This is a genomic window from Nostoc sp. 106C, from assembly GCF_002154725.1.
In the GTDB taxonomy this organism is placed as follows: Bacteria; Cyanobacteriota; Cyanobacteriia; order Cyanobacteriales; family Nostocaceae; genus Aulosira.
On record NZ_MTAW01000144.1, the window covers coordinates 1 to 23,653 of the forward strand.

Annotated in this window: 20 protein-coding genes; 8 read left to right on the top strand and 12 right to left on the bottom strand. The window is 42.5% G+C overall.

Features of this window, described 5'->3' with window-relative positions; all coding sequences use genetic code 11:
- Positions 1 to 1,043, bottom strand: a 1,043-nt coding sequence (locus tag BV375_RS22045) for a methyltransferase domain-containing protein (protein WP_243714009.1), incomplete at its 3' end; no start/stop codon positions are given.
- Positions 1,044 to 1,116: 73 nt separating this feature from the next.
- Positions 1,117 to 1,917 carry an RMD1 family protein gene (locus BV375_RS22050; protein WP_086764236.1) on the bottom strand — a complete coding sequence of 267 codons (801 nt, stop codon included), beginning with the start codon at positions 1,915 to 1,917 and terminating at the stop codon, positions 1,117 to 1,119.
- A gap of 765 nt (positions 1,918 to 2,682) precedes the next feature.
- On the opposite strand from BV375_RS22050, the gene rpaB reads away from it, so the two are divergent.
- Positions 2,683 to 3,411, top strand: a complete 729-nt coding sequence (gene rpaB / locus BV375_RS22055) for a response regulator transcription factor RpaB (RefSeq protein WP_086764237.1) — start codon at positions 2,683 to 2,685, stop codon at positions 3,409 to 3,411.
- Positions 3,412 to 4,005: 594 nt separating this feature from the next.
- Positions 4,006 to 4,947, top strand: a complete 942-nt coding sequence (locus BV375_RS22060; RefSeq protein ID WP_086764239.1) for a tetratricopeptide repeat protein — start codon at positions 4,006 to 4,008, stop codon at positions 4,945 to 4,947.
- A gap of 105 nt (positions 4,948 to 5,052) precedes the next feature.
- Here BV375_RS22060 and BV375_RS22065 read toward each other — a convergent pair whose 3' ends face one another.
- The 5 genes from BV375_RS22065 to BV375_RS22085 form a co-directional block, all read right to left on the bottom strand.
- On the bottom strand, positions 5,053 to 6,657 hold the full coding sequence (locus tag BV375_RS22065; RefSeq protein WP_208099164.1) for a glycerol-3-phosphate dehydrogenase/oxidase: 1,605 nt from the start codon (positions 6,655 to 6,657) through the stop codon (positions 5,053 to 5,055).
- A 90-nt stretch (positions 6,658 to 6,747) separates the two neighbouring features.
- On the bottom strand, positions 6,748 to 8,232 hold the full coding sequence (glpK, locus tag BV375_RS22070) for a glycerol kinase GlpK (RefSeq protein WP_086764242.1): 1,485 nt from the start codon (positions 8,230 to 8,232) through the stop codon (positions 6,748 to 6,750).
- 467 nt (positions 8,233 to 8,699) lie between these two features.
- Positions 8,700 to 9,554 carry a sulfurtransferase gene (locus BV375_RS22075; protein WP_086764244.1) on the bottom strand — a complete coding sequence of 285 codons (855 nt, stop codon included), beginning with the start codon at positions 9,552 to 9,554 and terminating at the stop codon, positions 8,700 to 8,702.
- 402 nt (positions 9,555 to 9,956) lie between these two features.
- Positions 9,957 to 10,145 carry a hypothetical protein gene (locus BV375_RS22080; RefSeq protein WP_086764246.1) on the bottom strand — a complete coding sequence of 63 codons (189 nt, stop codon included), beginning with the start codon at positions 10,143 to 10,145 and terminating at the stop codon, positions 9,957 to 9,959.
- 319 nt (positions 10,146 to 10,464) lie between these two features.
- Positions 10,465 to 10,977 carry a hypothetical protein gene (locus BV375_RS22085; protein WP_086764248.1) on the bottom strand — a complete coding sequence of 171 codons (513 nt, stop codon included), beginning with the start codon at positions 10,975 to 10,977 and terminating at the stop codon, positions 10,465 to 10,467.
- A gap of 642 nt (positions 10,978 to 11,619) precedes the next feature.
- On the opposite strand from BV375_RS22085, the gene BV375_RS22090 reads away from it, so the two are divergent.
- On the top strand, positions 11,620 to 12,438 hold the full coding sequence (locus BV375_RS22090; RefSeq protein WP_086764264.1) for a carbonic anhydrase: 819 nt from the start codon (positions 11,620 to 11,622) through the stop codon (positions 12,436 to 12,438).
- A gap of 293 nt (positions 12,439 to 12,731) precedes the next feature.
- Here BV375_RS22090 and BV375_RS22095 read toward each other — a convergent pair whose 3' ends face one another.
- The 3 genes from BV375_RS22095 to BV375_RS22100 all read right to left on the bottom strand — a co-directional run bounded on the left by BV375_RS22095 (position 12,732) and on the right by BV375_RS22100 (position 16,169).
- Positions 12,732 to 15,044, bottom strand: coding sequence for an HDIG domain-containing metalloprotein (locus tag BV375_RS22095; RefSeq protein ID WP_243714011.1), 2,313 nt, complete (start codon positions 15,042 to 15,044; stop codon positions 12,732 to 12,734).
- A gap of 69 nt (positions 15,045 to 15,113) precedes the next feature.
- Positions 15,114 to 15,254 carry a hypothetical protein gene (locus BV375_RS37075; protein ID WP_166507501.1) on the bottom strand — a complete coding sequence of 47 codons (141 nt, stop codon included), beginning with the start codon at positions 15,252 to 15,254 and terminating at the stop codon, positions 15,114 to 15,116.
- Positions 15,255 to 15,638: 384 nt separating this feature from the next.
- On the bottom strand, positions 15,639 to 16,169 hold the full coding sequence (locus BV375_RS22100; RefSeq protein WP_086764252.1) for a gamma-glutamylcyclotransferase: 531 nt from the start codon (positions 16,167 to 16,169) through the stop codon (positions 15,639 to 15,641).
- A gap of 289 nt (positions 16,170 to 16,458) precedes the next feature.
- Between BV375_RS22100 and BV375_RS22105 the strand changes: the two genes are divergently transcribed.
- Positions 16,459 to 18,717: a filamentous hemagglutinin N-terminal domain-containing protein gene (locus tag BV375_RS22105; protein ID WP_086764254.1), complete on the top strand. Its 2,259-nt coding sequence runs from the start codon at positions 16,459 to 16,461 to the stop codon at positions 18,715 to 18,717.
- A 367-nt stretch (positions 18,718 to 19,084) separates the two neighbouring features.
- Here BV375_RS22105 and BV375_RS36150 read toward each other — a convergent pair whose 3' ends face one another.
- Positions 19,085 to 19,264 (bottom strand): hypothetical protein, encoded by a 180-nt coding sequence (locus tag BV375_RS36150; protein WP_143842165.1) that lies wholly within the window; start codon positions 19,262 to 19,264, stop codon positions 19,085 to 19,087.
- A gap of 380 nt (positions 19,265 to 19,644) precedes the next feature.
- Between BV375_RS36150 and BV375_RS22110 the strand changes: the two genes are divergently transcribed.
- Entirely contained in the window at positions 19,645 to 20,022 is a 378-nt protein-coding gene (locus BV375_RS22110; RefSeq protein WP_086764256.1) for a DUF6632 domain-containing protein, read from the top strand.
- A gap of 255 nt (positions 20,023 to 20,277) precedes the next feature.
- On the opposite strand, the gene BV375_RS37080 is transcribed toward BV375_RS22110, so the two are convergent.
- A complete protein-coding gene (locus BV375_RS37080; protein WP_086764258.1) occupies positions 20,278 to 20,619 on the bottom strand; it encodes a hypothetical protein in 342 nt (113 codons plus the stop codon).
- Between BV375_RS37080 and BV375_RS22120 the strand changes: the two genes are divergently transcribed.
- The 3 genes from BV375_RS22120 to BV375_RS37730 form a co-directional block, all read left to right on the top strand.
- A complete protein-coding gene (locus BV375_RS22120; RefSeq protein ID WP_086764260.1) occupies positions 20,618 to 21,454 on the top strand; it encodes a GNAT family N-acetyltransferase in 837 nt (278 codons plus the stop codon). The genes BV375_RS37080 and BV375_RS22120 overlap by 2 nt on opposite strands.
- Before the next feature lie 137 nt (positions 21,455 to 21,591).
- On the top strand, positions 21,592 to 23,157 hold the full coding sequence (locus BV375_RS22125) for a DUF4419 domain-containing protein (protein WP_086764262.1): 1,566 nt from the start codon (positions 21,592 to 21,594) through the stop codon (positions 23,155 to 23,157).
- Between the two features lie 255 nt (positions 23,158 to 23,412).
- On the top strand, positions 23,413 to 23,653 hold a 241-nt coding region (locus BV375_RS37730), incomplete at its 3' end, for a hypothetical protein (RefSeq protein WP_208099165.1).

Sequence of the window (23,653 nt, forward strand, 5' to 3'; positions counted from 1 at the left end):
CAATCACACCCCCTATTTTTCTTTTTAGGTCGGCTATTTAGTCTAAACTCCAGTCCTTGAGCAGTTTCAATGGAAACTGTCTGCTCTGTTGATAGTGGCAACGAGTTAGCTCTTATGGCACGGAACATCCCGAATCGGCACAGTCCCGTGCCGAATGCGAGCCGCATCAGTAGCAGGGTAGGTACTTCTCGCAACGATTTAATGAAACCAGATAGACCAAAACGCACCAATCCCTCTGGCCGCGCCACTCCTTGCCAGATGGAATCTAGCCAAGAAGGAAGTGTTTGTTCCGTCCAGTCTGCCGTCATCACTTCCCCCTCGACTAATCCCGTCGCTACCAAAAGCTCGGAAAAGCTTTCAATGCTAGAAAAAGCAGGATGAGACCACTGATCTAGTAGTTGCCGCATTACTGGTTTTTCCCAAAAAGTCAGCGGGTTTTGGCGATCGTCCCTCTGATTCCAGTCAGCTAAAACCATTACTCCACCTGGCTTTAACACCCGCATCAACTCCTTGGCAAAAATGGCTTTATCTGGCATATGTGGTCCGGCTTCAATCGACCAAACTACATCAAAACTAGCATCTGGGAAAGAAAGTGCCATAGCATCATCCACCAGAAACTGCACATCAAGTTCCTCAGAAGTTAACTGCTGGGCACGTTGGACTTGTTGGGGACTGATGGTAATACCTGTGACTGCAAACCTGTAATCCCGCGCCAAAATGCGACTGCTACCTCCAATTCCACAGCCAACATCTAAGATGGTGGCACCAGGGGGTAATTTATCTAAACCACCCCAACGCACCATTTCATGCACAAAGTCAGATTTAGCAGCTAGAAAATCTTTCCTTTGCGGGGGCGAACCATAATGACCTAGGTGGATATGTTCGCCCCAGTAAAACTCCAAAATACCGTCTTCAGTCCATTCATCATAGGAATTGGCTACAGAGTTAGATGATTGATAACGCCTCGCACTGATTAGATACAAGGCAATACCCACCGTCAGTAGTGCAAGGAGAACTCCTAGCCCATAAAAAAACCAATTCATTGAAATAAAGCCTTAATATTTATTTACAATTTTATCCCATTGCTAGGCTGCAAGCTGCCCAACTTGCTTACCCTTAGCCTTTGAAAATGATGTCATACAGTGACAACAAAATCTCTACCACAATCAAAATCACCACATACCACTCTACTCGCTGGCTACTTCTATGCTGCATGAACTCCAGCACTGTTTGTGCAGTTTGGGAAATTAGCTCTAGTTTGCGTTCTAAGGCATTGTGACGCTCACGGATTTCGTATTCATCCTCCAAGCGCAGATATAAATTTTCTAGCTGTGGGAATTCCCAGAGCAACTCTGGCTTATCGATGATCTCTACTCGACCCACTATCTTATGTTGAACTAATAGGGTAGTCCCAAGTTGACGCAGTAATTCCCGACTTTGGCGTTCACTCCTATTTTCACCCTGGAGGCTAGCTGCAAACGGTTCAATTTGATCAAAAATAGTAGCTAAGCTAGTTTCATAATGAGACAGCACAGCACTCTTAGCGAGAATATCAGCCACTATCTGCAAGCGTTCAATACTAAATTCATGCAAGAAAATTGTTCCTTCCTTGACTCGCTCACTCTGTGCCATGTTGAGCTGAATTTCCACTTCTTCTGTCTCTGGGTTAGCAAAAGATTCGCTAACTTGAGAGGATAGTTCGGTCAAGAAGGCTACCTTTTCCACAGGCTCAAGGTTAAACAGGACAACTGCACCGTAACCCAGCAGAACCGCACAGCCCTGTTCACCTACTGTAACCATTAGTGGCATAGTCGCTAAGCGAACGTAATTCTTCAATGTGTGTAGACTAATCTCCTTACCAAGAAATAGGGCCTGCGCTCTAAAGCTATCTCTGTCATTAAAAAGGAGTTTTTGCATTACCGCCCTATACTGTATTTTGCCTGTCGAACTGTGGGAGTAGCGATCGCAACTAATGCTTGTTATCGGAGATCGCTACAACCTCAGCTTACCAATAAAGCTATCCAGCACTGCCTCAGTCAGCTTGGATTCTGTCTTGAAAGGAGGGTTGGGAGAAGCGACGTACGTTTTATTTCTGACTACAGGCTCTAAGTGTTTTAGCTTTCACTAGAAATTAATACAGTTTTCAATTATTGCTAAACGCCCACATTATTAAAGGTATTAGCGCGCTTTTCTATGCTAATAAACTTAGCGATCGCCAGTCCTAAACCTGTACCTTTGCTGACAGCTTTAGTAGTAAAAAAGACTTAACCTGGAAACTTGGGAAACTATAACTCAATTTTACAACCGCGATCGCTTAATACAACTTAACCTTCTCACCCCAGAATGCACCCAGCAAATTCTAGAAAAATGGTTGCTTTTGTGTGCTAGAGATGCGCTCACGAGCGATCGCACAACCGCACTCCTTTTGCAGATCATAGGCTAGCTCAAGTGATTCAATTGCCACTGTTTAAAAACGAAAGCATGATTTTTGAGTTAATGCTGAGATTTGTGAACTAAGTAAGAAATAAATAAACAACAGAGTTTATTTTTCTAATAGCGGCTTCAATCGCTAGCCAGTGAAAGTCTCAATAAGATATGTGTCACAAAGAGCTTCAAAATTTACTGGCTCGAACATGATAGTGAATAATTAAAAATTTTCATGGTGAAGAGGCATTGAGTAACTTGGAAAGCCATAAAGAAAAAATCCTGGTGGTAGACGACGAAGCAAGTATTCGCCGGATTTTGGAGACGCGCCTTTCCATGATTGGTTATGATGTCGTCACAGCTAGCGATGGCGAAGAGGCATTGAAAACTTTTCGCTTATCTCTCCCGGACTTAGTAGTTTTAGATGTGATGATGCCAAAGCTAGATGGCTATGGTGTGTGTCAAGAATTACGTAAAGAATCGGATGTGCCAATTATTATGCTCACAGCCTTGGCAGATGTAGCAGATCGGATCGCTGGGCTGGAATTAGGTGCAGATGATTATATGGTAAAGCCCTTCTCTCCCAAAGAATTAGAGTCAAGAATTCGCTCGGTGCTGCGACGCAGAAGTAATAGAACAAGCACTGCTGGAGTTACAAGTTTAGGAGTCATTCAAGTAGGTAATCTCAAAATCGATACAAATAAGCGACAAATCTACAAAGGCGATGAGCGGATTCGTTTGACTGGTGTCGAATTCAGCTTGCTGGAGTTGTTGGTGAAATATTCAGGTAAGTCCTTTTCTCGTGGAGAAATTTTACAGCAAGTGTGGGGTTACACAGCAGAACAACACGCAGATACTCGTGTAGTGGATGTACATATCTCACGATTGAGGGGAAAGTTAGAAGATGACCCTGACAATCCAGAATTAATTTTGACAGCCAGAGGTACTGGCTATCTTTTTCAACGAATTACTGAAATAGAGCATTAATTTCCAAAAAAATCAGTATTTAAGGTGTTGCATTGGCAAGATTATACTTACAGTCACGGCAAAATTATCGGTAAAGACATAAGAAAATTTGTGTGCGTTATCCCTCGCATACAGTAGTGAACTGAGTTCAACAGAGGTTTATGAGTTTTTCAAAACAATTTGTCAACACAAATGACCAATGACAAATGGCAGCCTTCTCCTGTCGGAGACGCTGCGCGAACAGGAAAAAATGTCCAATTTAGACAAGTATTAGCTTACTAGTTTTCCCTAAGTTTTAAATAATAGCTCTGGCTACTTTTGTAGCTTAATGCACTGAAATGTCTGTGGTAACCTCTCTTGACAAAAAATGATATGAGTGGTTACCAAGGGAGAGTTTCTTTCATACCAATAGTAATAGCAAAATAAATTGACAGCAGGCACATTCTTCGAGATACTTTGAGACTGCTAACAGTTGAAATTAAGTATTATTGAAGATTCCCAAAATATGCCAAAAATTTTAACTCCTGCCTGCAATTTCTGGCGGATATATCTGTAAAACCATGAAAATACCATTTGTCAAGTAAACATCAATTATCATTTGCACTGCTATAAATAATGACCGAAAAAACTATAGATAGTAGCTTAAATAACATTGACTTGATTGAGTTTTATCAGCAGTGCTTGAAAATAGCTATAGAAAAAGACGATCGCTGCGAACAAACAAAATTTTTATCGAAGTTAGGCAATGCTTACCAGTCCTTAGGAGAGCAAAAGCAAGCAATTCAGTGTTATCAGCAATGGCTTGAGATATCGAAGAACAGCGGAGATAGCGATGCACAAGCCAAAGCATTGTCTGGATTAGGTAATGCTTATCAATGCCTAGAAAAGCTAGAGCAGGCAATTCAGTATTACCAACAGTGGTTGAGTATAACTAAGAAAATAGGCGACCGAACTGGAGAAGGTATTGCTTTGGGTAGCTTAGGCAATACTTATGAATTGTTGGGACAATATCAACAAGCAATCAACTGTTACCAGCAGTGGTTAGAGATAGCAAGATTAATTGGCGATCGCTCTTTTGAGAGCATTGCTTTGGGCAGTTTAGGTAATACCTATGAGTCTTTGAGGCAGTACCAAAAAGCAATCAACTGTTACCAGCAATGGTTAGACATCACAAGACTAATCGGCGATCGCTCTGGGGAGGGCATCTGTTTGTCTGCTCTAGGAAACGCTTATGAGTGCCTGGGGCAATACCAGCAAGCAATTGAGTTTTATCAGCAGTCACTGAAGGTGAGAAAGAAAATCAGCGATCGTAGTGGAGAAGCTAACGTCTGGTTTAATTTAGGTTTAGTGTTAGAAAAAATCAATCAACAATCCGAGGCGATAAATGCCTATTGTCATGCCAGCAGGCTGTATCAGGAAATAGGATTTGATACCAACGTGCAGCATTGTCATGATGTGATTGAACTTCTTTCGCCCAAGCTTGCACTTATAGCATCTGGCTTTGGATTTTGGGGTAGAGTAAGTGGTCTGTGGCAAAACATCAAAAGCTGGTTTTAAGTGGATATTTAGGAGACTTGTCTATATGTCGAAAGTGAACCTACTCAGGTTTTAGCCTTTTCAAGTCAGGCATCACTTTTACCCCTAATAAACGCAGAAATTACCTCAGGCTTTGGAGAGAAGATTCTTTGAGCGATCGCTTGAATCGGCTGTTGATTCATGATTAAGCAAGTATCCGGCAGCAAGAGAATGATAGTCTTCAATTTGCTGTTGCTGCCAAATACTGTCTCGCCCTAGTTCTTCAGCCAAAATTGCTGCTACATGAGGAGCTGCTTCCATACTGGCGATCACATCGAGCAAGAGCGATCGCGTCCGTCGTGCTAAAACATCCTCCACTGTGCAGGCTAGTTCGTAGCGGGCAGCCCAGCGCACCTCTGCCTCTAAATAGGGTAATCGGGGATGTAATAATGTGTTGGCACCAGGCAAGTCTTGGATACTGGCTGCATCACTGCCATATACATCAAGGGGTGGTACTGATGGGGTTGTAGTCCAGCCGTGTAAATGCAAGTTGGAAGTGATTGAGGAATGAGGAGAGAGATTTACAAGTTGGATAGCTCGTTCGACCACATCCTCACCCATCTTGCGATAAGTTGTCCACTTGCCGCCAGTAATGGTTAACAATCCAGAGGCAGAAACGCTAATTACATGTTCGCGGGATAAGGCTGCGGTTGATGTTGACTCTGCTTTTACCAATGGGCGCTGTCCTACGAACACACTCAAAACATCCTCACGAGTGGGAGCAGGTATAAGATATTGAGCAGCAGTGTGCAAAATAAAGTCAATTTCCTCCTCAAGTGGACAGGGTTCATAGGCAGTATGTTCAACAGGAGTGTCGGTAGTACCAATCACCACCTTGCCATGCCAAGGAACTGCAAACAGTACCCGTCCATCCTCGGTTTTTGGAATCATTATGGCACTGTCGTTCGGTAAAAACCGCTTGTCCACGACGATATGCGCCCCCTGGCTGGGAGACAGCATAGCTGATGCCTTAGGGTCATCCATTCGCCGCACGTCATCCACAAATACGCCTGTGGCATTCACCACAATCTTTCCCTTTAGCTCAAAAGTTTCTCCCGTTTCTCTATCACGAGCAAGAACCCCCGTCACCCGTTCTCCTTGCTTAAGCAAACCAATAACTGGCAGATAATTCAAAGCAACACCGTTGTAGTCCAACAACGTTCGTAGCAAAGTAATTGCCAGTCGAGCATCATCAAACTGCCCATCATGGTAGACAACTCCTCCTCTAAGTCCGTCAGTCTTCAGAGTTGGTATGCGCGATCGCGTATCTTGCTCACTGAGAAACTGACTGTGACCAAGGCTGAGACTACCTGACAGCAAATCATAAACTTGTAAACCAGCACCGTAGAAAAGCTGAGACCACCAAGTATATCCTGGCACCACAAACTTTAAATCATGCACTAAATGAGGAGCATTCCGGCGCAGCAGTCCTCTTTCGTGCAGTGCTTCCTGTACCAGATGAATATTTCCTTGTGCTAGATACCGCACTCCTCCATGCACCAGCTTAGTCGAGCGGCTAGAGGTTCCTTTGGCAAAGTCATATTTTTCTAAAAGCAGTGTTCGGTAGCCCCGCGTGGCTGCTTCCACAGCTGTACCCAAACCCGTTGCACCACCACCAATTACAATAAAATCCCATTCAACGGATTGGCGCAGCTGAGCAATTAGCTCCTGACGAATTATCGGTGTATTCACAATCATTCTCCTTAGATATGCAATTGAATTGAAGCCAGGAGGGAGAGCTGAGGACGCGGGGACGCGGCCTCAGCTCTCCCTTACTTGCCCCTACCTATGACGTGTCTGGGCGATCGCCTGCCGCCAGGAGTCTAGTAGTGTACCTCGATGATCGGCACTAATTGTTGGCTCAAACCGTTTCTCAACCTGCCACTGCTGTACAATTTCCGCTTCGCTTTCCCAGTACTCAACAGCTAAACCAGCTAAATAAGCAGCTCCCAAAGCGGTTGTTTCGGTGATTTTGGGACGGACAACGGGCACACCCAAAATATCAGCCTGGAACTGCATTAATAGATCATTGCGGGATGCACCGCCATCTACCCGCAATTCTGAAAGATGAAGCTGAGAATCCTGACGCATCGCATCAATCACGTCAGCAGTTTGATAGGCAATGCTTTCCAGTGCTGCACGGGCGATATGGGCACTAGTTGATCCGCGACTTAAACCCACAATCGTGCCACGAGCATAGCTGTCCCAATAAGGTGCCCCCAAACCAACGAATGCAGGCACAAAATACACACCACCATTATCAGGAACACTGCAAGCTAGAGGTTCCACATCTGCACTGTGCTTAATAATACTAAGTCCGTCGCGTAGCCATTGCACAACTGCTCCAGCAACGAATACACTGCCTTCTAGGGCATAATTGGTACGTCCATTGATGCTCCAGGCGATCGTGGTCAGCAGCTTGTGATTAGATTGCATGGGCTTATTACCTGTATTCAGCAGCATAAAGCAGCCTGTACCATAGGTATTTTTCGCCATGCCACATTGCAACGATGCTTGCCCAAAGGTTGCAGCCTGCTGGTCTCCGGCAATTCCGGCAATGGGAATGCGGCTACCTAAAAGACCTTCAGATGTATATCCATATATTTCTGACGAACTCTGCACTTGGGGAAGAAGAGAAGAGGGAATATCGAGAATGGACAGCAATTCATCGTCCCACTGCTGAGTGTGGATATCGAATAACAACGTCCTACTAGCATTAGTCACATCTGTGATGTGGAGTTCCCCCTGAGTTAGTTTCCAAATTAACCAGCTATCCACGGTTCCAAATGCCAGTTCTCCTCGCTCGGCTTTTTCACGAGCATCAGGTACATTATCAAGCAACCACTTGAGTTTAGTGCCGCTAAAGTAAGCATCGATCACTAGCCCTGTTTTTTGCTGGAATGTTGTCTCATGTCCAGCAGCCTTAAGTTCATCGCAGTAAGCAGCAGTGCGGCGGTCTTGCCAAACGATCGCATTATAAATTGGCTTGCCTGTTTTTCGCTCCCAAACTATCGTGGTCTCTCGTTGATTGGTAATGCCAATAGCAGCAATATCACCAGCTTTGATACTAATGCGAGCTAGGGCTTCATTAGCAACACCAATTTGCGAAGACCAGATTTCGTCAGGATCATGTTCTACCCAACCTGGCTGCGGAAAGATTTGTGGAAATTCTTTTTGAGCAATGGTTAGGATCTCGCCATTGCGGTCAAATATAATAGAGCGCGAGCTGGTGGTGCCTTGGTCAAATGCCAGAATATATTTAGTCATGGGATATATCTCGAATTTATTTGTAATAAAAACTGGGTGACAACCTCGATTTAATATCAGCAAACTGCAACTTAACCGATGTTGTTAAATATTTAAGTATGAAAGTCAAAAATTCCAATCTCTGAAATCTTATTCTCTGTACCTCTATGTTTGTGCGTGAAGCTAATTCATACTTAACTTCTGCAATGCTAATCAGCAGAGCTGCTCGGATATTTGATGCATGAACTTATCGTGGATGAACTAACAGATCGGGCCCTACTTGATTTCTAATTGTATAGTCACAAACACTATCAAAGATGTCATACCCACCTCTGGTCAAGGAGCTTTAACTAGTCACTCAGCACTTGCAGGACTTACCTAGCTGCACCACGGCTAGCAAGAAGCTAGACCAGAAATATGCCACTCAGCTTTTCATCAAACCTTACACGCTCCTTGCAACCTTATATCTCCAGAGCGGGTGGACTTCTTCAGATTACTCTGCTATCAATCGGTAATGAAAAGTCGCGAGACCATTCATTCCAAGACCCAAAATAATTTCTGACGTAAATTCCTGCCAGTTGCAGAGCAATTAGAGTATTCGCAGCCCTAGAACCTTTAAAACAGTAAACGTACACAATAGAGTCGGAAGTAATACCTACAGATTCACAAATTTCTAAGATTTCCGCTGTTGAACGGAACATGGAGATTTCCGAAGAAGATGTCATCAGACGATGCCATTCTAGCCACACAGCGTTAGGGATTCTACCTTTGCGAGGGCAAAAATCAGGAGCGTAGGGAGAAGAACTCAACCCAAGCCATTCAGATCTGTCGCGCACATCTAATTTAACAATTGCTGGATTATCAATTGCTTGCAACATCTCGGTAGTAGTCACCATCATGTTAGCGTTGGGATGCAACCTAAATATGCTGCGTTCACGTAATGGTACTTCATCGGTAGTAGGTAATCCGGCCCTGAGCCATGCTCTATATCCTCCGTGTAAGATAGATACCTGAGCGCAACCTAAATACTTCAGTAAGAAAGCTGCTCGACAAGACTGACCATAACCTTGATTAAAAGTATCTTCATAAACAATTAACCATTCTGCACCAGATATTCCTACCTTATTCAGAATTTCCCTAAAATACTCTTGCAATTTTTTTAATCCTGCTGGGTAGGAATCATCTAAAAGATAGCTAAAAAAATCTCTAATATTTATGGATTGAGGAATATGAGAAATCGCATAATCTTCTTGACTTCGCGTATCAATAATGACAGCCTGTGATGAATTTTCTGCTAACAGTAACGTGAGTTCCTGAGGAGAAATGAGGAGTTTTGTATTCACGCTTTCATGCTTCTGTTATCGAACCATTTAGCATTATCAGGCTCGGTAAATTTGTGTTTTGTCATGCAAATGACAGAAGACTAAAGTAAACTAATATTTTAATAGTTAAATTTATTATTATTAGTAATTCTAAGAAGTCTGAGTCTTAGCGAGAACTCAGAGCGGCGGAAGCCGCCGCTCTGAAGTTCGTGGGGAGGAACATCCACACCACTTTTTGCCTCTCTTGCTTAATATTTTCTTTATAAATAAGCTCTTAATATTATCCCGTACCAACATTAAATGGTCTGTTGATATGATTAGAGAACTTGATGATTTGGGCGATCGTATAGGGAGTAGCGCCAGTATTTTCAAAAGAAAAAATGCAATCACCTTGAGAGTTATTAACTTGCTCCCAGAAGCTAATTAGCCACTCAACTTAATCACACCTTGATTCACCAAATTTTCAAGGTTAGAATCGTGCTGTATTTGATCGCGTACTAACTTTATCTGCTCGTGGCTGAGAATGTGTAATCCGGGACGGATAACATAACCTTTGATAATGACACTTTGCGGTTGCTGGCTGTCGGTGCGATTATAAGTGATGGCAGGCATATTTGCAAAAGGTAGTTAAGAACTAAGTAGGTCGGCGTGAATATTTATCGTTGGAATGAGGCAGGAGGCAGAAGGCAGGAGGGAAGAGGGTTTAAGCCTATTTGATTTTTCTTGACATAGTTTTGTTTTTCCACACCGTTCTACTTAACGTGGATCAGAATATTTAACTCTTATTCTTACAGCTTTACACAAGTTCTTAACCTGAGCGAATTTCTCAGACTCATACTGGTAAACTTTAAATCCTCTTATGGAATAAGATTCCGGTAGCCGACACGTGTGAGCATTCCTCTGGTTGCTTGGAAAGAATCAGTATTCAGATTCAATCCCACCAATAACAAACAATGACTGCATCACGGTCATCTTGGAAATCGTTACCCCATAATGCCCCTTCTAATCGAGTTCTCAGTTGGCGTTTCAGTCGCAAACCATATTCCTCATTCGTGCCATCAGTTACTTCTACTGAATCAGCACGCCACTTTTTACCTAAGTCAAAAAGCTCAGATACCTTTGTATCTTGGTTCTCGCTAAGGATGTAAAGTGTATCGGCAGGATAAGCAACGAAATGGATGATACTAGTCTCAGGCATAGGACGATAGTTTGCCATTGCCAACAACGTATCGATCAGACCACCAAAGCTCAGACCGTGTTCATCTGGCGCAAAGATTGGTTTTGTAAACAGAAAGCTTGCCCATAAATGCGTACGCAAAGCCAGGTCAGTAATCACTTGTTCACCATTAAACTGATTAAATTGACGCTGCCAAACTAAGGCAGCAAAAAGTTCTTGTGGAGAATAGGATTGAGCTATCGATTGAATTTTGGTTAAGTCAAGCATCGCTGTTCGTTAGTTGGTTGCTTCGCTTACCTGGTTGAATTGTAGAACCTATTAACTACATTTAATCCGGCTGACGTCAATATACTTACCCACATCAGCAAGCTTTCGATGTTCAAAGGCACCTCGAGATTTGGGCGATCGCATAAATTCCCCCTTATCTTCAGATTTCCTGACTCAACACAAAGCTTGATGTCATCTTCCAGCCCGGTTGCCAAAGTTCGACTATCGAGACTTATTGCGATCGCCTAATTCCCCGCATCTTTCAATGTTTGCACTTGCTTTCCAGTACTGAGTTGCCAAATTTCAATAACTTTATCTGCATAGCTACTGGCTAGAATTAGCCCATCTGGACTTATCGTGAGAGTAATAGTAGTTAGAGAATGGAAAATGAGAAATACTAAATTTCTTACCAAGTGCAGATTGATTTCAGGTTAAAATTCTACCAGAGAGAGTAGTTTAACAAGACTGCTTAAACAATACAAGAATGAATTTCACCTTTTGACTAAGTCGGTGGCGTAATGGCAAAAACCGATCAATTGAGTCAACCTATTTATAGATATTGTTAACCCAATTTAGTCAAAAATTTTGGTTAGTGGATTTTACGAAAAATTTAAAGTATTACTTGTTCATTTAGGTACTCCTATGAAAAAATTGATTCAAGGTTTGCGTGAATTCAAAAGTAGTTATTTTTGTGCAAACGAAGAACTGTTTGAACAACTTTCTCATGGTCAAAAGCCCAGGGTACTATTTATTACTTGTTCAGATTCGCGTATCGATCCAAACCTGATTACACAAGCTGGGTTAGGTGAATTGTTTGTTATCCGCAATGCAGGTAATATTATTCCACCATTTGGTGCTACTAATGGCGGTGAAGGGGCAACAATTGAATATGCTATTCAAGCATTAGATATTCAACAAATTATTGTCTGTGGTCACTCACATTGTGGTGCCATGAAAGGGTTAATGAAGTTAGACAGCTTGCGAGTTGAAATGCCGCTTGTACATGACTGGCTCAAGTATGCAGAGGCAACTCGACGCCTGGTGAAAGACAACTACAGCCACTATGAAGGCGAAGAACTCTTAGAAATAATTATTGCTGAGAATGTACTCACCCAAATCGAAAATTTACGGACTTATCCAGTGATTCGTTCTAAGCTCCACCAAGGGCAACTCAGTATTTATGCTTGGATTTATCAAATTGAGACAGGAGAAATTTTGGCATACGATCCGCAAAAGCACGCCTATGTCTTGCCCCAAAATCAACTTCTTCCATCGGAGATAGATGAGACCTTACTTAGCCCACCTTTAACTAGCGATGTGGAAATACATTTCAGTAAAACTCAAGAACGGGCATTTCAATTACCCCAGAACCCCCCTAGTTCGGAACATGAATGGTTTCCAATGACAGTGCTATCTCCAGAGCAAATGGAGCGAATTTATCGAGGCTCAACAACAAAGTAAAAATGTAGCTACAACAGATTTTGGATTGTGAAAGAGTTAGTAACTAAACTTTTTGGCGATCCATCTGTCGCAATCATTTTTCAAATTGGTATAGGACTCCTATTTGATTTTTGAACAAATTCCGTACACTTCAATTTTTCCTCTCTCCTGTTCCCTGTTTCCTCCCTCTACGAGTGATTTCAGAAATCAAATCGGATTGCTATATCAGTTATTGATGCTTACAAGGCGTTTGACTAAAAGCAACCAAGCTGAGTAAAGGTTGAGTTAGTGCCGGGAACAACCTTAGCTAATATCTAAAGTTTAGGATAGGCGATACGTTGGTGATGAAACTGCTGCCAAACCTGGACAAAAATATGAGCAATTTGAGACATTTCTTCTCGTGTTAGCCCTGAATCGACCAACTGATTATCCTGCCAACGTGCTTTAAGGATTTTATTTATCATTATCAATGCTGCTTCTGGGGTTGCATCTTTTTGTGAACGTAACGCTGCTTCACAAGCGTCAGCCAGCATAGCAATCCCTGTTTCTTTGGACTGGGGAATAGGGCCGTCATAGCGAAAATCTGATTCGTGCAACAGTTGTTGAGGATTATTTTTATGTTGCAACTTCGCTTGTTGGTAGAAATACGCTATCAAGATAGTTCCTTGGTGTTCGGGAATAAATGCCTGAATGGCGGTAGGTAGCTTGTAATGACGAGCCATGAAGAGACCTTCACTCACATGCTTTTTGATAATTTCGGCACTTTTCCAAGGGTCATTAATAGCATCGTGTTTATTGGGGTCTCCCATTTGATTTTCAATAAATCCCAGAGGGTCATGCATTTTACCGATGTCATGATATAGCACCCCAGCTCTTACCAGTTCCACATTGCAATTTAATGCCCTTGCCGCAGCTTCTGCCAGAGTTGCGACAAACAGTGTGTGCTGGAAAGTTCCAGGAGCCTCATGAGCTAGGCGTTTTAATAAAGGTCGGTTGGGATTGGACAATTCAGCCAGACGAATTGGTGTTACTAAATCAAATAAAGCTTCTAGGTAGGGACTTAACCCTAGTGCTAAAATGCTCCAAATTAACCCTGCCAAACTTTTGAAGGTTGCTGTACCTAGCACAGCATACCAAAGGGGAGCGATCGCAGTATTTACCAACAAATAAACAACTCCCTGCGTCAACCCAATTAATATTCCCAAGGTAGCTAATTCTTCTCGTGTTCGCAGTCCTTCTCTACCTGGAAATCGCCATTGTCCCGCCATCAATCCACCCAGAATGCCGCCAACTGCGCTAGGTATTAAATCATGCCAGCTAAGTTCGGTTCCGATTGAGAGCAATATTGTTAGCAACCCCATCACCGTACCCCCAATTGCAGTACCGTAGAAGCTACCAAGAAGCAAACCGATGGCTGGCAAGCCTGTTAATGATTTGGTCAAGACTATTAGCAACGGCGCACTGAGGGTAAGGAGTAAAATTAAGATATAATCGCTACCTCGTAATTTGGCGTCAAACCGTCTTTCTACTAGTCGGAAAATAGCCACCGCCAATCCTACTATTGCAGTAAAATGTATCAGATGCAGCCAGTCGATACCGCGTTGACTCAACTGAAAGTGGTCTAACAGTACAAAATCAGCCTGAGTAATTTTTTCTCCAGCCTTAACAATAACTTCACCTTTTTGAATGCTGACTGTCGTCGGTTTGACTGCTTGCGCTGCTTGTTCTGCAATCAGCTTGGTTTGCTCGATGTCTTTAATTAAATTGGTATCGATAACAGCAAAGAGCAATCGCTTTGCTAAAGGTTGTGCTGTCTTCAGAACAGAAACACTCACTTGCATCCCAATTGCAGAATTCAAGTTATCTTTGGATAAACCTGGATAAATGCCCTGTGCTAACATTCGGTCTAAAGTTTGACGCACTTGAATTTGAGTTTTTTGCCAATCTGCATCAGACAGATTTAAGAAAGTAGCATCGTAAAGCGTTTGGGGTTGAGTGATTGCATTTTCGCTCAAGGTATTTAGGGTGATGCTATAACGTTGACGAGCTTGAGCGATCGCTTTTAATAGTTGAGAGAAAGTCTGAGAGGAGTTAGACTGACGATAAGTTCGCAGTTGCTTGACTGCTAGCTGTTGGGCAGAATTTAAGCCAGTCAGATTGCTGTTTTTATCCAAGGTGCGCAATACTATTTGCCATTGAGGTTCAGGTGCTTGTCGCAGGTAAGTTTGCGTAGCAATGGACAACACTGAAGTCTTAAAAAAAGGGAAATTGCCCAACTTCTCGCGGATTTGATTAGCTTTTGCTAATAATTGCTGGAGATTTTGGTGAATTTCCTCATTCGCTTGTGGATCGACAACCCATACTGCTGAAGCACCGCTGCGAGCCTCCCTGCGTTTTTCCTCTGTGGTTTTTACATCTTCAACATTGGCTGAACTTGGTGCAGTAAGTGTTTGGGGAGCTATCTTACCCACATCCAGTTTTGGCTGGTTATAAAAACGGTAGCCTAGTCCACTGGAGAGAGATAGCACTACAAATACAAACATCCCAGTACAATAAAGACGGTTTTTCAGATGCGTTCGCCTACTCTTGGGTGCAGTTTGCTTGTATGACCTACGAAATAAACTCAAACATCACCCCCAAAAATACACCAGTCTAGTGTTTGTCCAGTCTACTTGGGCGATTATCGATATTACTGACTAATCTATTTTATCTGTAATTTTGAGGACTGTTGGGATGAGGTATGCTTGCTGACCGCTATCCAGCTTTATATCAAGGAAATTTGGGCGTTGCTGAATCAAAGTATTAATCATGCGATCGCCTTCAGCTTGCGGACGCATAGCACTCGCAGCGCCTCTCAACCGTACTTAAGATAATATCTGAGCTTATCGAATTGAGTGCCTAAGTATTTACTCTGCTTTTGAGTAACAAAAAGTCTGACGATGTAATCGAGCCAGATAAGCGAGGCGGTAAGGTGTATATTCGAGGAATGCGAACCGCCTTTGCAGAGAAGGCGCAGAGAAGAGAAAAATGCTTAACTGAACTGTATTAATTGATAACGCACGCTACAAATTAGATATTTTTGAAAGCAGAACCTGTCTAATATGGAGTAAGTTGCTGGGTGATCGCTAATCTTATATCTGCATTAGTTGCATAACGCATCAATCAATGCGATCGCTAAGACTGGGCGATACTATTTATAATGTTGAAAACTTCTCAATAGTTCAAGCTGATCGCAGTACTTGAGGTTGCCAGTGACGTTGCTGTAGCTTGTACATATGGTTAAACAAGTTCCAGCAATACTGCTCTGAGAGTCCGCACGTTATGGCCCCACGGATAACAACATCACAGTACCAGTCATTAGGTGCAAGTTCTTCTGCCAATTTATTCACAACTACGTAGGTGCGAACATTTTTGTAGAGCTGACCTTTGCTGTAGATATTTACTAATTCATGTCGATAGAGACCGCTAGCAATACCTTCGCGTTCATCTAAGCGCTCGCTCAGTCGCCAAGGGAGTTGATAAAGAACTCCTTCTACAGTCGCTGCTGAATCTTGAATAATATCGAGTACGCCGCAGTTGCGTAAGGGAGAGTAACCATAGAAACCTAGTCGATAACCTTTGAGCATTGCCGGTTTGATCGCGTAGACGTGCGTCTTTTCGCCAACAGAGCGTTTTAGATCCACCGGACACATACAAGAGCCATATGCAAAGTAGTAGAACATTGGCTCTGTGTGTAACAGGTTTGCACGCATTAAATGTACCTCAAAAATTAAAGATAACTAAAGAATTGGTTAAGGCAAATAAATAATTTTACTGTGGGATGAATTGTCGTTCTGTGACCGCGATCGCGTTTTTCCTGAAGATGCATAACCAAGTGGAGCTTAGACACGCCTAAAGCATGTTATTTTTGTACTAGTTGATAATTAATTTATGTAACAACATAATAAATTGTGTGTAACACTTGCCGCTTAAAGCAAGAGAATTAACAAGAGTTTTTTGACCACTAGTAACTGCTTGGCTTAGAAGGGTTCAATCTCCGGCATGAGTACTCATTTAAGTTGGTTATTAAGTATTGCGATCGCAGGCGTTAATACTTTTTCTGCAAATAGTGCTTTCGCTCAAATTACACCAGATGGGACGCTACCGAGTAATTCTATCGTTACTCCTCAAGGCAACACCAACCTGATTGAAGGCGGAACTCAAGCAGGGGGTAATTTGTTCCACAGCTTCAAAGAATTTTCTGTTGTAACCGGTAGTACTGCTTTCTTCAAGAATGCCGCAGATATTGAGAATATTATTAGTCGGGTAACAGGTGGCTCAGTTTCTAACATTGATGGGTTAATTAAAGCTAATGGTAGCACTAACCTATTTTTAATTAATCCCAAAGGAATTATTTTTGGTCAAAATGCACGGTTAGATATTAGCGGCTCATTTATTGGCAGTACGGCAAGTAGTTTGAAATTTGCTGATGGTTTTGAATTCAACGCTACTAATCCGCGATCGCCAAGTCTATTAAGTATCAGCGTACCTATTGGTTTGCAGTACGGGGCAAATCCCGGAAAAATTCAAGTACAAGGTGATAGCAAGGGCAGAAGAACGGCAACTTCTTTGATTATCGATACTGCAAATGCTCTGCGAGTTCAACCAAACCAAACTTTAGCACTGGTTGGTGGTGATCTAAGTTTAGAAGGAGCAACAATCAAAACTGCTGGCGGACGCATAGAATTGGGTAGTGTCTCAGGAGAAGGTTTAGTTAGCCTCACCCCAATCAACAAAGGTTTTTCCTTGGGTTATGACGGTGTAAAAAACTTTGGCAACATTCAACTATTTCAAAAGGCGATCGTTGATGCTAGTGGTAAAGGTAGCGGCGATATTCAAATAACAGGTAAGCGGATCGCTCTGACAGAAGGTTCCCAAATAGAGTCAAGTACTTTGGGAGCAGAAGCAGGGGGTACAATGGTTGTGAATGCACTTGAATCAATAGATATAGTTGGTAGTGCCAATAGCGGACAGGACACTGGCTTTTTTGTCATAGCTTACCCAGGTGCCACAGAAATGGGAGGAAATCTGACAATTAATACCCGTGACTTATTCGTTCGCAATGGCGCATTGATCAGTTCTGGCACATCTGGCCCGGGAAAAGGCGGAGATTTGATTGTCAATGCTAGTAACTCTGTGCAACTTGTTGGCAGCTTACCAAATTTTCGTTTCTACGGCTTGTTTGCTTCCAGCGGACAAGGAGCAACAGGCGCAGCAGGAAATGTAACCATTAACACCGATAAGTTGCTGGTAAAAGATGGGGCAAGGATTAGCGCTAGTACCTTTGGTGTTGGCAAGGGGGGAAATGTGACTGTAAATGCTAATTCTGTGCAAGTTATAGGTACTACCTTTGATGGTCAATCTGGTAGCGGTTTATTTACACGGTCTTTGCCAGAAGTAACAGGAGATGCTGGAGACTTAACGATTAACACTAATAAGTTGCTGGTGCAAGATCAAGGTATAGTAACTGTGCGCAGTGAAGGAAAAGGCAAAGCAGGCAACCTCAATATTAATGCAGGCTCTGTGCTGTTGGATAACAAAGCTACCTTGAGCGCTGATACTCAAAGTATCAGTACTGACCCAAATAAAGAACAGGCAACTATCTCTCTAAATTCCCGTGATTTAATTTTACTGCGGGGCAGCAAAATCACCACTAACGCCTTTGGCCCCAATGTCGTCGGCGGTAACATTAACCTTGACACAGATGTGTTAGCAGCATTTGCAAATAGCGATATCAGCGCCAATTCCGCAAACTTCCGAGGAGGTCAAGTTCAAATTAACACCCAAGGTATCTTTGGCACACAGTTACAAGATGTGGCATCTGAGCAAACAAGCGATATCACAGCCACAGGGGTAAATTCTCAACTCAATGGTACAGTGCAAATCAATGGCATAAATGTAAACCCTAAACATGGATTAGTAGAACTGCCCAGAAATATAGTTGATGCTGCCAAACAAATTGACACAAGGTGCTCTCCTGGTAGCAGACAAAGCCTCAGTTCATTTGCAATTACCGGACGCGGCGGTTTACCACCCAATCCTTATGAGATGTTAACTCCTGACGGTATGTTAGTAGATGTAATTACTCTCAATCGCGATCGCCACAATGCACCTGTGACTGTTAAATCAACTACAGTTACACCAGAACGCATTGTAGAAATTACTGGCTGGACGATCAACAAAAAAGGTGAGATACAACTGACAGCTAATACCACACCTCATAGTTCTTGGCAATCTCCTGTATCTTGCCATGCTTCTTAATTTAGCAATGCTACTGTGATTTTTTGTTTAGCGCTCTTTAATCACTCTCGTGAGATAAAAATCTACAACCCTTATTATGCCGAACTTTTATAAATTTAGGCGTAGGTTGGGTTGAGGAACGAAACCCAACATCCTTAAACCTTGATCTAGTTGGGTTTCACTGCGTTCAAACGCCACTTCACTCAAGTCGGGAAACCCGCCCACATGAGTGGCTCCCCAACCTACTAGCGCGGCAAGTCTAAAATGTTGGGTTGAATCATCAGAGACTATTTTTATTGTTTGGGATTTTCTAGATTTTTTGAACCCAACGTTTTACGGTTGACGCGCTACTACATTTATTTTCTCTCCCCAAAGTGACGGAAGAGCGTTAGGGAATCTTGCAAACCCCATGCAATGGCATAACAGCCCGATGTAATGGCATAACAGCCCGATGTAATGGCATAACAGCCCGATGTAATAGCATAACAGAGCGATGTAATGGCATAACAGAGCGATGCAATGGCATAACAGCCCAATGCAATGGCATAACAGCCCAATGCAATGGCATAAATGTACTTATTTAATGGGGAGTAACAACGCGCTTTAAAATCTAATCCGGTTCAGTTAGGCTGAGATGCAATATGTCGTGAGGGCACGGCACCGATAAAATTATGTGATGCGCTGAAAAATTATGTATGCCGTGCCCCTACAATTCATCATCACTGAACTGTATTGCTTTAAAATTTAAGCAGAGATATACAAAGGCGATCGCCTGTTGTCGAGATCGCATTTATTGCCTAATAGAGCTAGAATTTTTTGCTAAAACAGTGAATAAAGCATTAAAATTTCTAACACTCCAATACTGAAGTGTTACTAGTGGAGATACTATTACAAAATATGCAGTTTTTTTGATAGAAACTGCACCATAAAATAGCAGAGGTTAGAGCAATGGATGAGCGTCATCGTTACTTACAAATCGCTCTGATTATTGTCGGAATCGCCTTTCTACTTATCTATCCACTAATGAAGATTTGGCCATCAGGCTGGTTATGGCAACCAGGTCAGTACGAATATGAACAAATGATTATTGGTGTTTATGCTACGCTTGGTATCTTTTTGCTGTTGGCTTCTCGACAGCCAGAAGCTAACCTCAGTTTAATCTGGTTCACTGTTTGGTCAAGTTTAGTCCACGGGTTAATTATGGCGGTACACGCAGTAATTGATCCTGTTGAGCGTGGACATCTCTTCGGTGATGTTCCAGCATTGCTATTGGTGGCAATTGTCCTTGCCTTCCTGACGCCGCGCAAAGAGGTGTCTAGTACATAAATAAACGTGAAATGTCTTTGCTTTCCAAAAATTGATCGGCAAATGTAATTTCCTCAAAGGTCAATTTTAATCCATTACTCTGAAATATCTAAAGCAGATAAACTAACGATATCCCTGTTTTGAGTAATGTTAATCAGATATTTTGATTAAACTGGGTAATTTTTTCTTCAGAACCAAACTCAGCGGCTACTTTATTCAATGCTAGAAATTTGCTAAATTCGCATAATCATTGAGTCTGATAGCCGGATATTCACTCTAGTAATATTCCTCAGCGTTGAGTCGTTCCCACTCATCGTCACTCAATCCAGATGCACACCTGGCACAAGTAAATACCTCATCTGGTAATGGTTGATTATCTTGCATGGTTTCAAACTCGTGCATTGATATAGGCAACGCCCAGTAATGGAAAGTTCGCTGATTGCAAACAGGACAGTCATAGTAACCAGGCTTTAATCTTTCTGGCATTTCACCAACTCCCGAAACAATAACCTTGCAGCTTGGGATGCAACCTTCATTCTCGCTAGCTTGACTGGGCAACCGACGGTCATTCAAAAATTTAAAGTTGTTTGAAGCCGCCGCCGTGAGGAAATAAATCATGCAATTACGCCGATTTAATAATATTCAAGAATTTTGGCATAACGCTCAAGATTACTTACTCCAGTATGAAGCAGAGCATAATTTGTTGCTTGGCATCTCACATACCTTGTTGCATTACCCAGATCGTTATCCCGATTCTCCTTACTTAGCGATCGCGCATACAAAAGGCAAGATTTTGGCTGCGGCTATCCGCACTCCTCCAAACAAGCTGGTGCTGTCGAAAGCAGAGGATTTGAATGCAATAGCGCTGATTGCTCAAGATTTACAAGACGATTCACAGCAACTCCCTGGTGTAAGTGGACTGGTTGCAGAGGTAGAAACGTTTTTGCAGATATGGCAAACGTTGATTGGACAGTCTTATCGACGGGTTATGGCAATGAGAATTCACCAGTTAACCCAAGTAGAACCTGTTGCGACTGTCAGTGGTAATCTCAGGCTTGCTACCGAAAGCGATCGCTCTTTATTAACAGAGTGGTTTACAAATTTTATCGCTGAAGTTGGCGAGGTGATTTCTCAAGATGTAGAACAAGCAGTCAACACTGGACTGAAGCGGCAGAGTATTCATTTATGGTCGGATGGTATCCCTGTTTCATGGGCTAGTGGTAGTAAATCTTTACCTGCGGCAGCGCGGATTGGCCCAGTCTATACACCACCAGAGTATCGTGGTAAAGGATATGCCACTGCCTGTGTTGCAGCTTTGAGTCAAAAACTTTTAGATTATGGATGCGATCGCTGTTTTTTGTTTACAGATTTGGCAAATCCCACCTCTAATTACATCTACCAGAAAATTGGCTATCATTCTATCTGCGACTGGCATGACTACTCATTTATTTAGGGATTTTGTATTCAATACGCCAGTACTGACAAATACCTAGGGTAGGCATCGCCCATCAAAATCCTTGGTAGGGAGTGCCCACCCTACTTTAAAAGTGTAACAATTTCTGTATATAAAAATATAAGTAGAGCTAGCTTATGTCAGTACTGGCACCTATCTTAGAACAAACTGCGGGTAAAATTCGCTTTGGTGTAGACGATGTTAAAAGTGCTCAGGAGCGATTACCTACTAAAAATGCCAAATTTCAGTTAGAGAAGCAGTTAGGTAAACCACTCCTAGCATTCAGCCACGATGATACATTTGAGGTAATTCCAGACCAAGGTATTCATCCGCTAGCGCTTGCTGTTCATGCTGCTTTTAGCGAACATCGTCCGTTATTGTTAACACCTGACATCATTTGGATCACATTAGCGCAAGGATTTGCTCAACATATCAACAATCATGCAGAAACTTTGCGATCGCGCTTGGTTCGTCACCAAGGGAAAGAAAAACTCATAGTTGGAACTCAACAAATTAATAGCGAACCCCAGCACTGGAGTGAGACAGTGCAAAAATGGGCATTGCAGATCCGCGATCGTGTAGGAGCCGATCTATATCGATTGCTAGAGTGTAACTTCAGTACTACAACACCCATCACCCAGACAGCCAGTCATGTGGTGATGATGAATGCTTTCCAACAGTATTTTGACTACGCGGTGTCCTGCGTGTGTGGTATTCCGGAGATTACACTGTTGGGTACTGTCGAAGATTGGCAAAGTATCTGCGATCGCGTGCAAATGATGGCTAAGTATGACTTAGAATGGTGGACTGCTCGCTTATTGCCGATTTGTCGAGAGTTTGTGGAAACAGCCTCAGGTAAACCATCTCTAGAGTTTTGGCGCTGCATCTACAAACCTGAACCTGTTTATGGTGCTGAGTTAATTACTGGTTGGTTAACTGATTTGTTCCCTTATTTGAGGGATTTATCTTCATTGACTAAAGCTGCTTCGGTACGAAATTGGATTCTAGAAATTGATCGCTGTGAACTTCCGAATGCGTCATCATCCGAAGCATGGTTTGAGCAAGTTATTCGTGGCATTTCTGCTGAAAGGTTACCTTTGGGAATTTCGCAAGCTCCATTTGAGCTGATAACGCCAGATGAAAAAGAGTATTCTTTAGAACTACTTGCTGGTTTTATTGGTGTGCATCAAGATTCCGAGCAGCAAACTTTACAACCCGAAATTGGTTGGATATTGCGCGAGCGCAGCGATCGCTTTGCACAGTTGCTAGATAATATTCAACAACAGCATCTCACACAACCGCCAGTTAATAGGTCGGAATTGTATTTCAGTTCAACAAATGTAGTTCCCAAAGAACACATTCAAATACTAGAGCGTTTTGATGGAGCCACACTTTACGCTAATAGCGGTCATTCTTGGCAGATTCCAAAGTATATTGATAAAAAAGACTACACAATCTCTAACCCCATTTCTTTCCGCGATGATGCAACTCACCTCATCGATCTTGAAGATGGGCGTTGTATTGCCTACGTTTATAAACCTCACAAAAACGAATGTTTGATTTTTGTGGGGGGTAAGCCGAGTTTAGATCGCGAGCCGCTTCAAGATCCCGTAATTATTGCTCATAGTATTCCCGAACTCCTAGAACGCATATTTCAAGCTCAAGGGCGTTACTACTTTGATGATGCCAATTTCGTCTGCTAATACCAATTCTATGTGAGGCTGCACACTAATATCATGTTCGGATAAATAATTGTCATTGCGAGCGAAGCAATCACAAAGTCTCTGCGATTGCTTCATTCCACTTCTTTGCACTCGCAATGACATTTTATAACTGATCAGCCGAACATGATATAACGCAATACAGTTCAGTTAAGAAAATTCATTGACAACAAAGCTCATACCAATTCACGAAATTATTGATACAAATTACTTGCTCTGCTCCCTCTGCTAGCCGATATGTATCATTTTTCAAGTGAAATGGTATCACAAATAATTACTAAACAAAAAACCGAACAATTATTTTGGAGGGGGCTTGGGGGACGCAACCGTCCCCCAATCGGGGGTTTGGGGGATTCTCCCCCAAATCTTGGTTTTGTCCGACAGATGAGAACTCTTATCACCTTAACTGAACCGTATTGTGATCTAATACCAATTCACGAAAAGCCTGATACAAATAAAGCGTCAAGAATAAAATCCC

Bases quoted from the DNA above. Each gene is read 5' to 3' on its own strand.
- BV375_RS22050 (WP_086764236.1), bottom strand. From the start codon at position 1,917: ATGCAAAAACTCCTTTTTAATGACAGAGATAGCTTTAGAGCGCAGGCC.
- BV375_RS22060 (WP_086764239.1), top strand. From the start codon at position 4,006: ATGACCGAAAAAACTATAGATAGTAGCTTAAATAACATTGACTTGATT.
- glpK (WP_086764242.1), bottom strand. From the start codon at position 8,232: ATGACTAAATATATTCTGGCATTTGACCAAGGCACCACCAGCTCGCGC.
- BV375_RS22080 (WP_086764246.1), bottom strand. From the start codon at position 10,145: ATGCCTGCCATCACTTATAATCGCACCGACAGCCAGCAACCGCAAAGT.
- BV375_RS22085 (WP_086764248.1), bottom strand. From the start codon at position 10,977: ATGCTTGACTTAACCAAAATTCAATCGATAGCTCAATCCTATTCTCCA.
- BV375_RS22090 (WP_086764264.1), top strand. From the start codon at position 11,620: ATGAAAAAATTGATTCAAGGTTTGCGTGAATTCAAAAGTAGTTATTTT.
- BV375_RS37075 (WP_166507501.1), bottom strand. From the start codon at position 15,254: ATGCGTCCGCAAGCTGAAGGCGATCGCATGATTAATACTTTGATTCAG.
- BV375_RS22100 (WP_086764252.1), bottom strand. From the start codon at position 16,169: ATGCGTGCAAACCTGTTACACACAGAGCCAATGTTCTACTACTTTGCA.
- BV375_RS22105 (WP_086764254.1), top strand. From the start codon at position 16,459: ATGAGTACTCATTTAAGTTGGTTATTAAGTATTGCGATCGCAGGCGTT.
- BV375_RS36150 (WP_143842165.1), bottom strand. From the start codon at position 19,264: ATGCCATTGCATTGGGCTGTTATGCCATTGCATTGGGCTGTTATGCCA.
- BV375_RS22110 (WP_086764256.1), top strand. From the start codon at position 19,645: ATGGATGAGCGTCATCGTTACTTACAAATCGCTCTGATTATTGTCGGA.
- BV375_RS22120 (WP_086764260.1), top strand. From the start codon at position 20,618: ATGCAATTACGCCGATTTAATAATATTCAAGAATTTTGGCATAACGCT.
- BV375_RS37080 (WP_086764258.1), bottom strand. From the start codon at position 20,619: ATGATTTATTTCCTCACGGCGGCGGCTTCAAACAACTTTAAATTTTTG.
- BV375_RS22125 (WP_086764262.1), top strand. From the start codon at position 21,592: ATGTCAGTACTGGCACCTATCTTAGAACAAACTGCGGGTAAAATTCGC.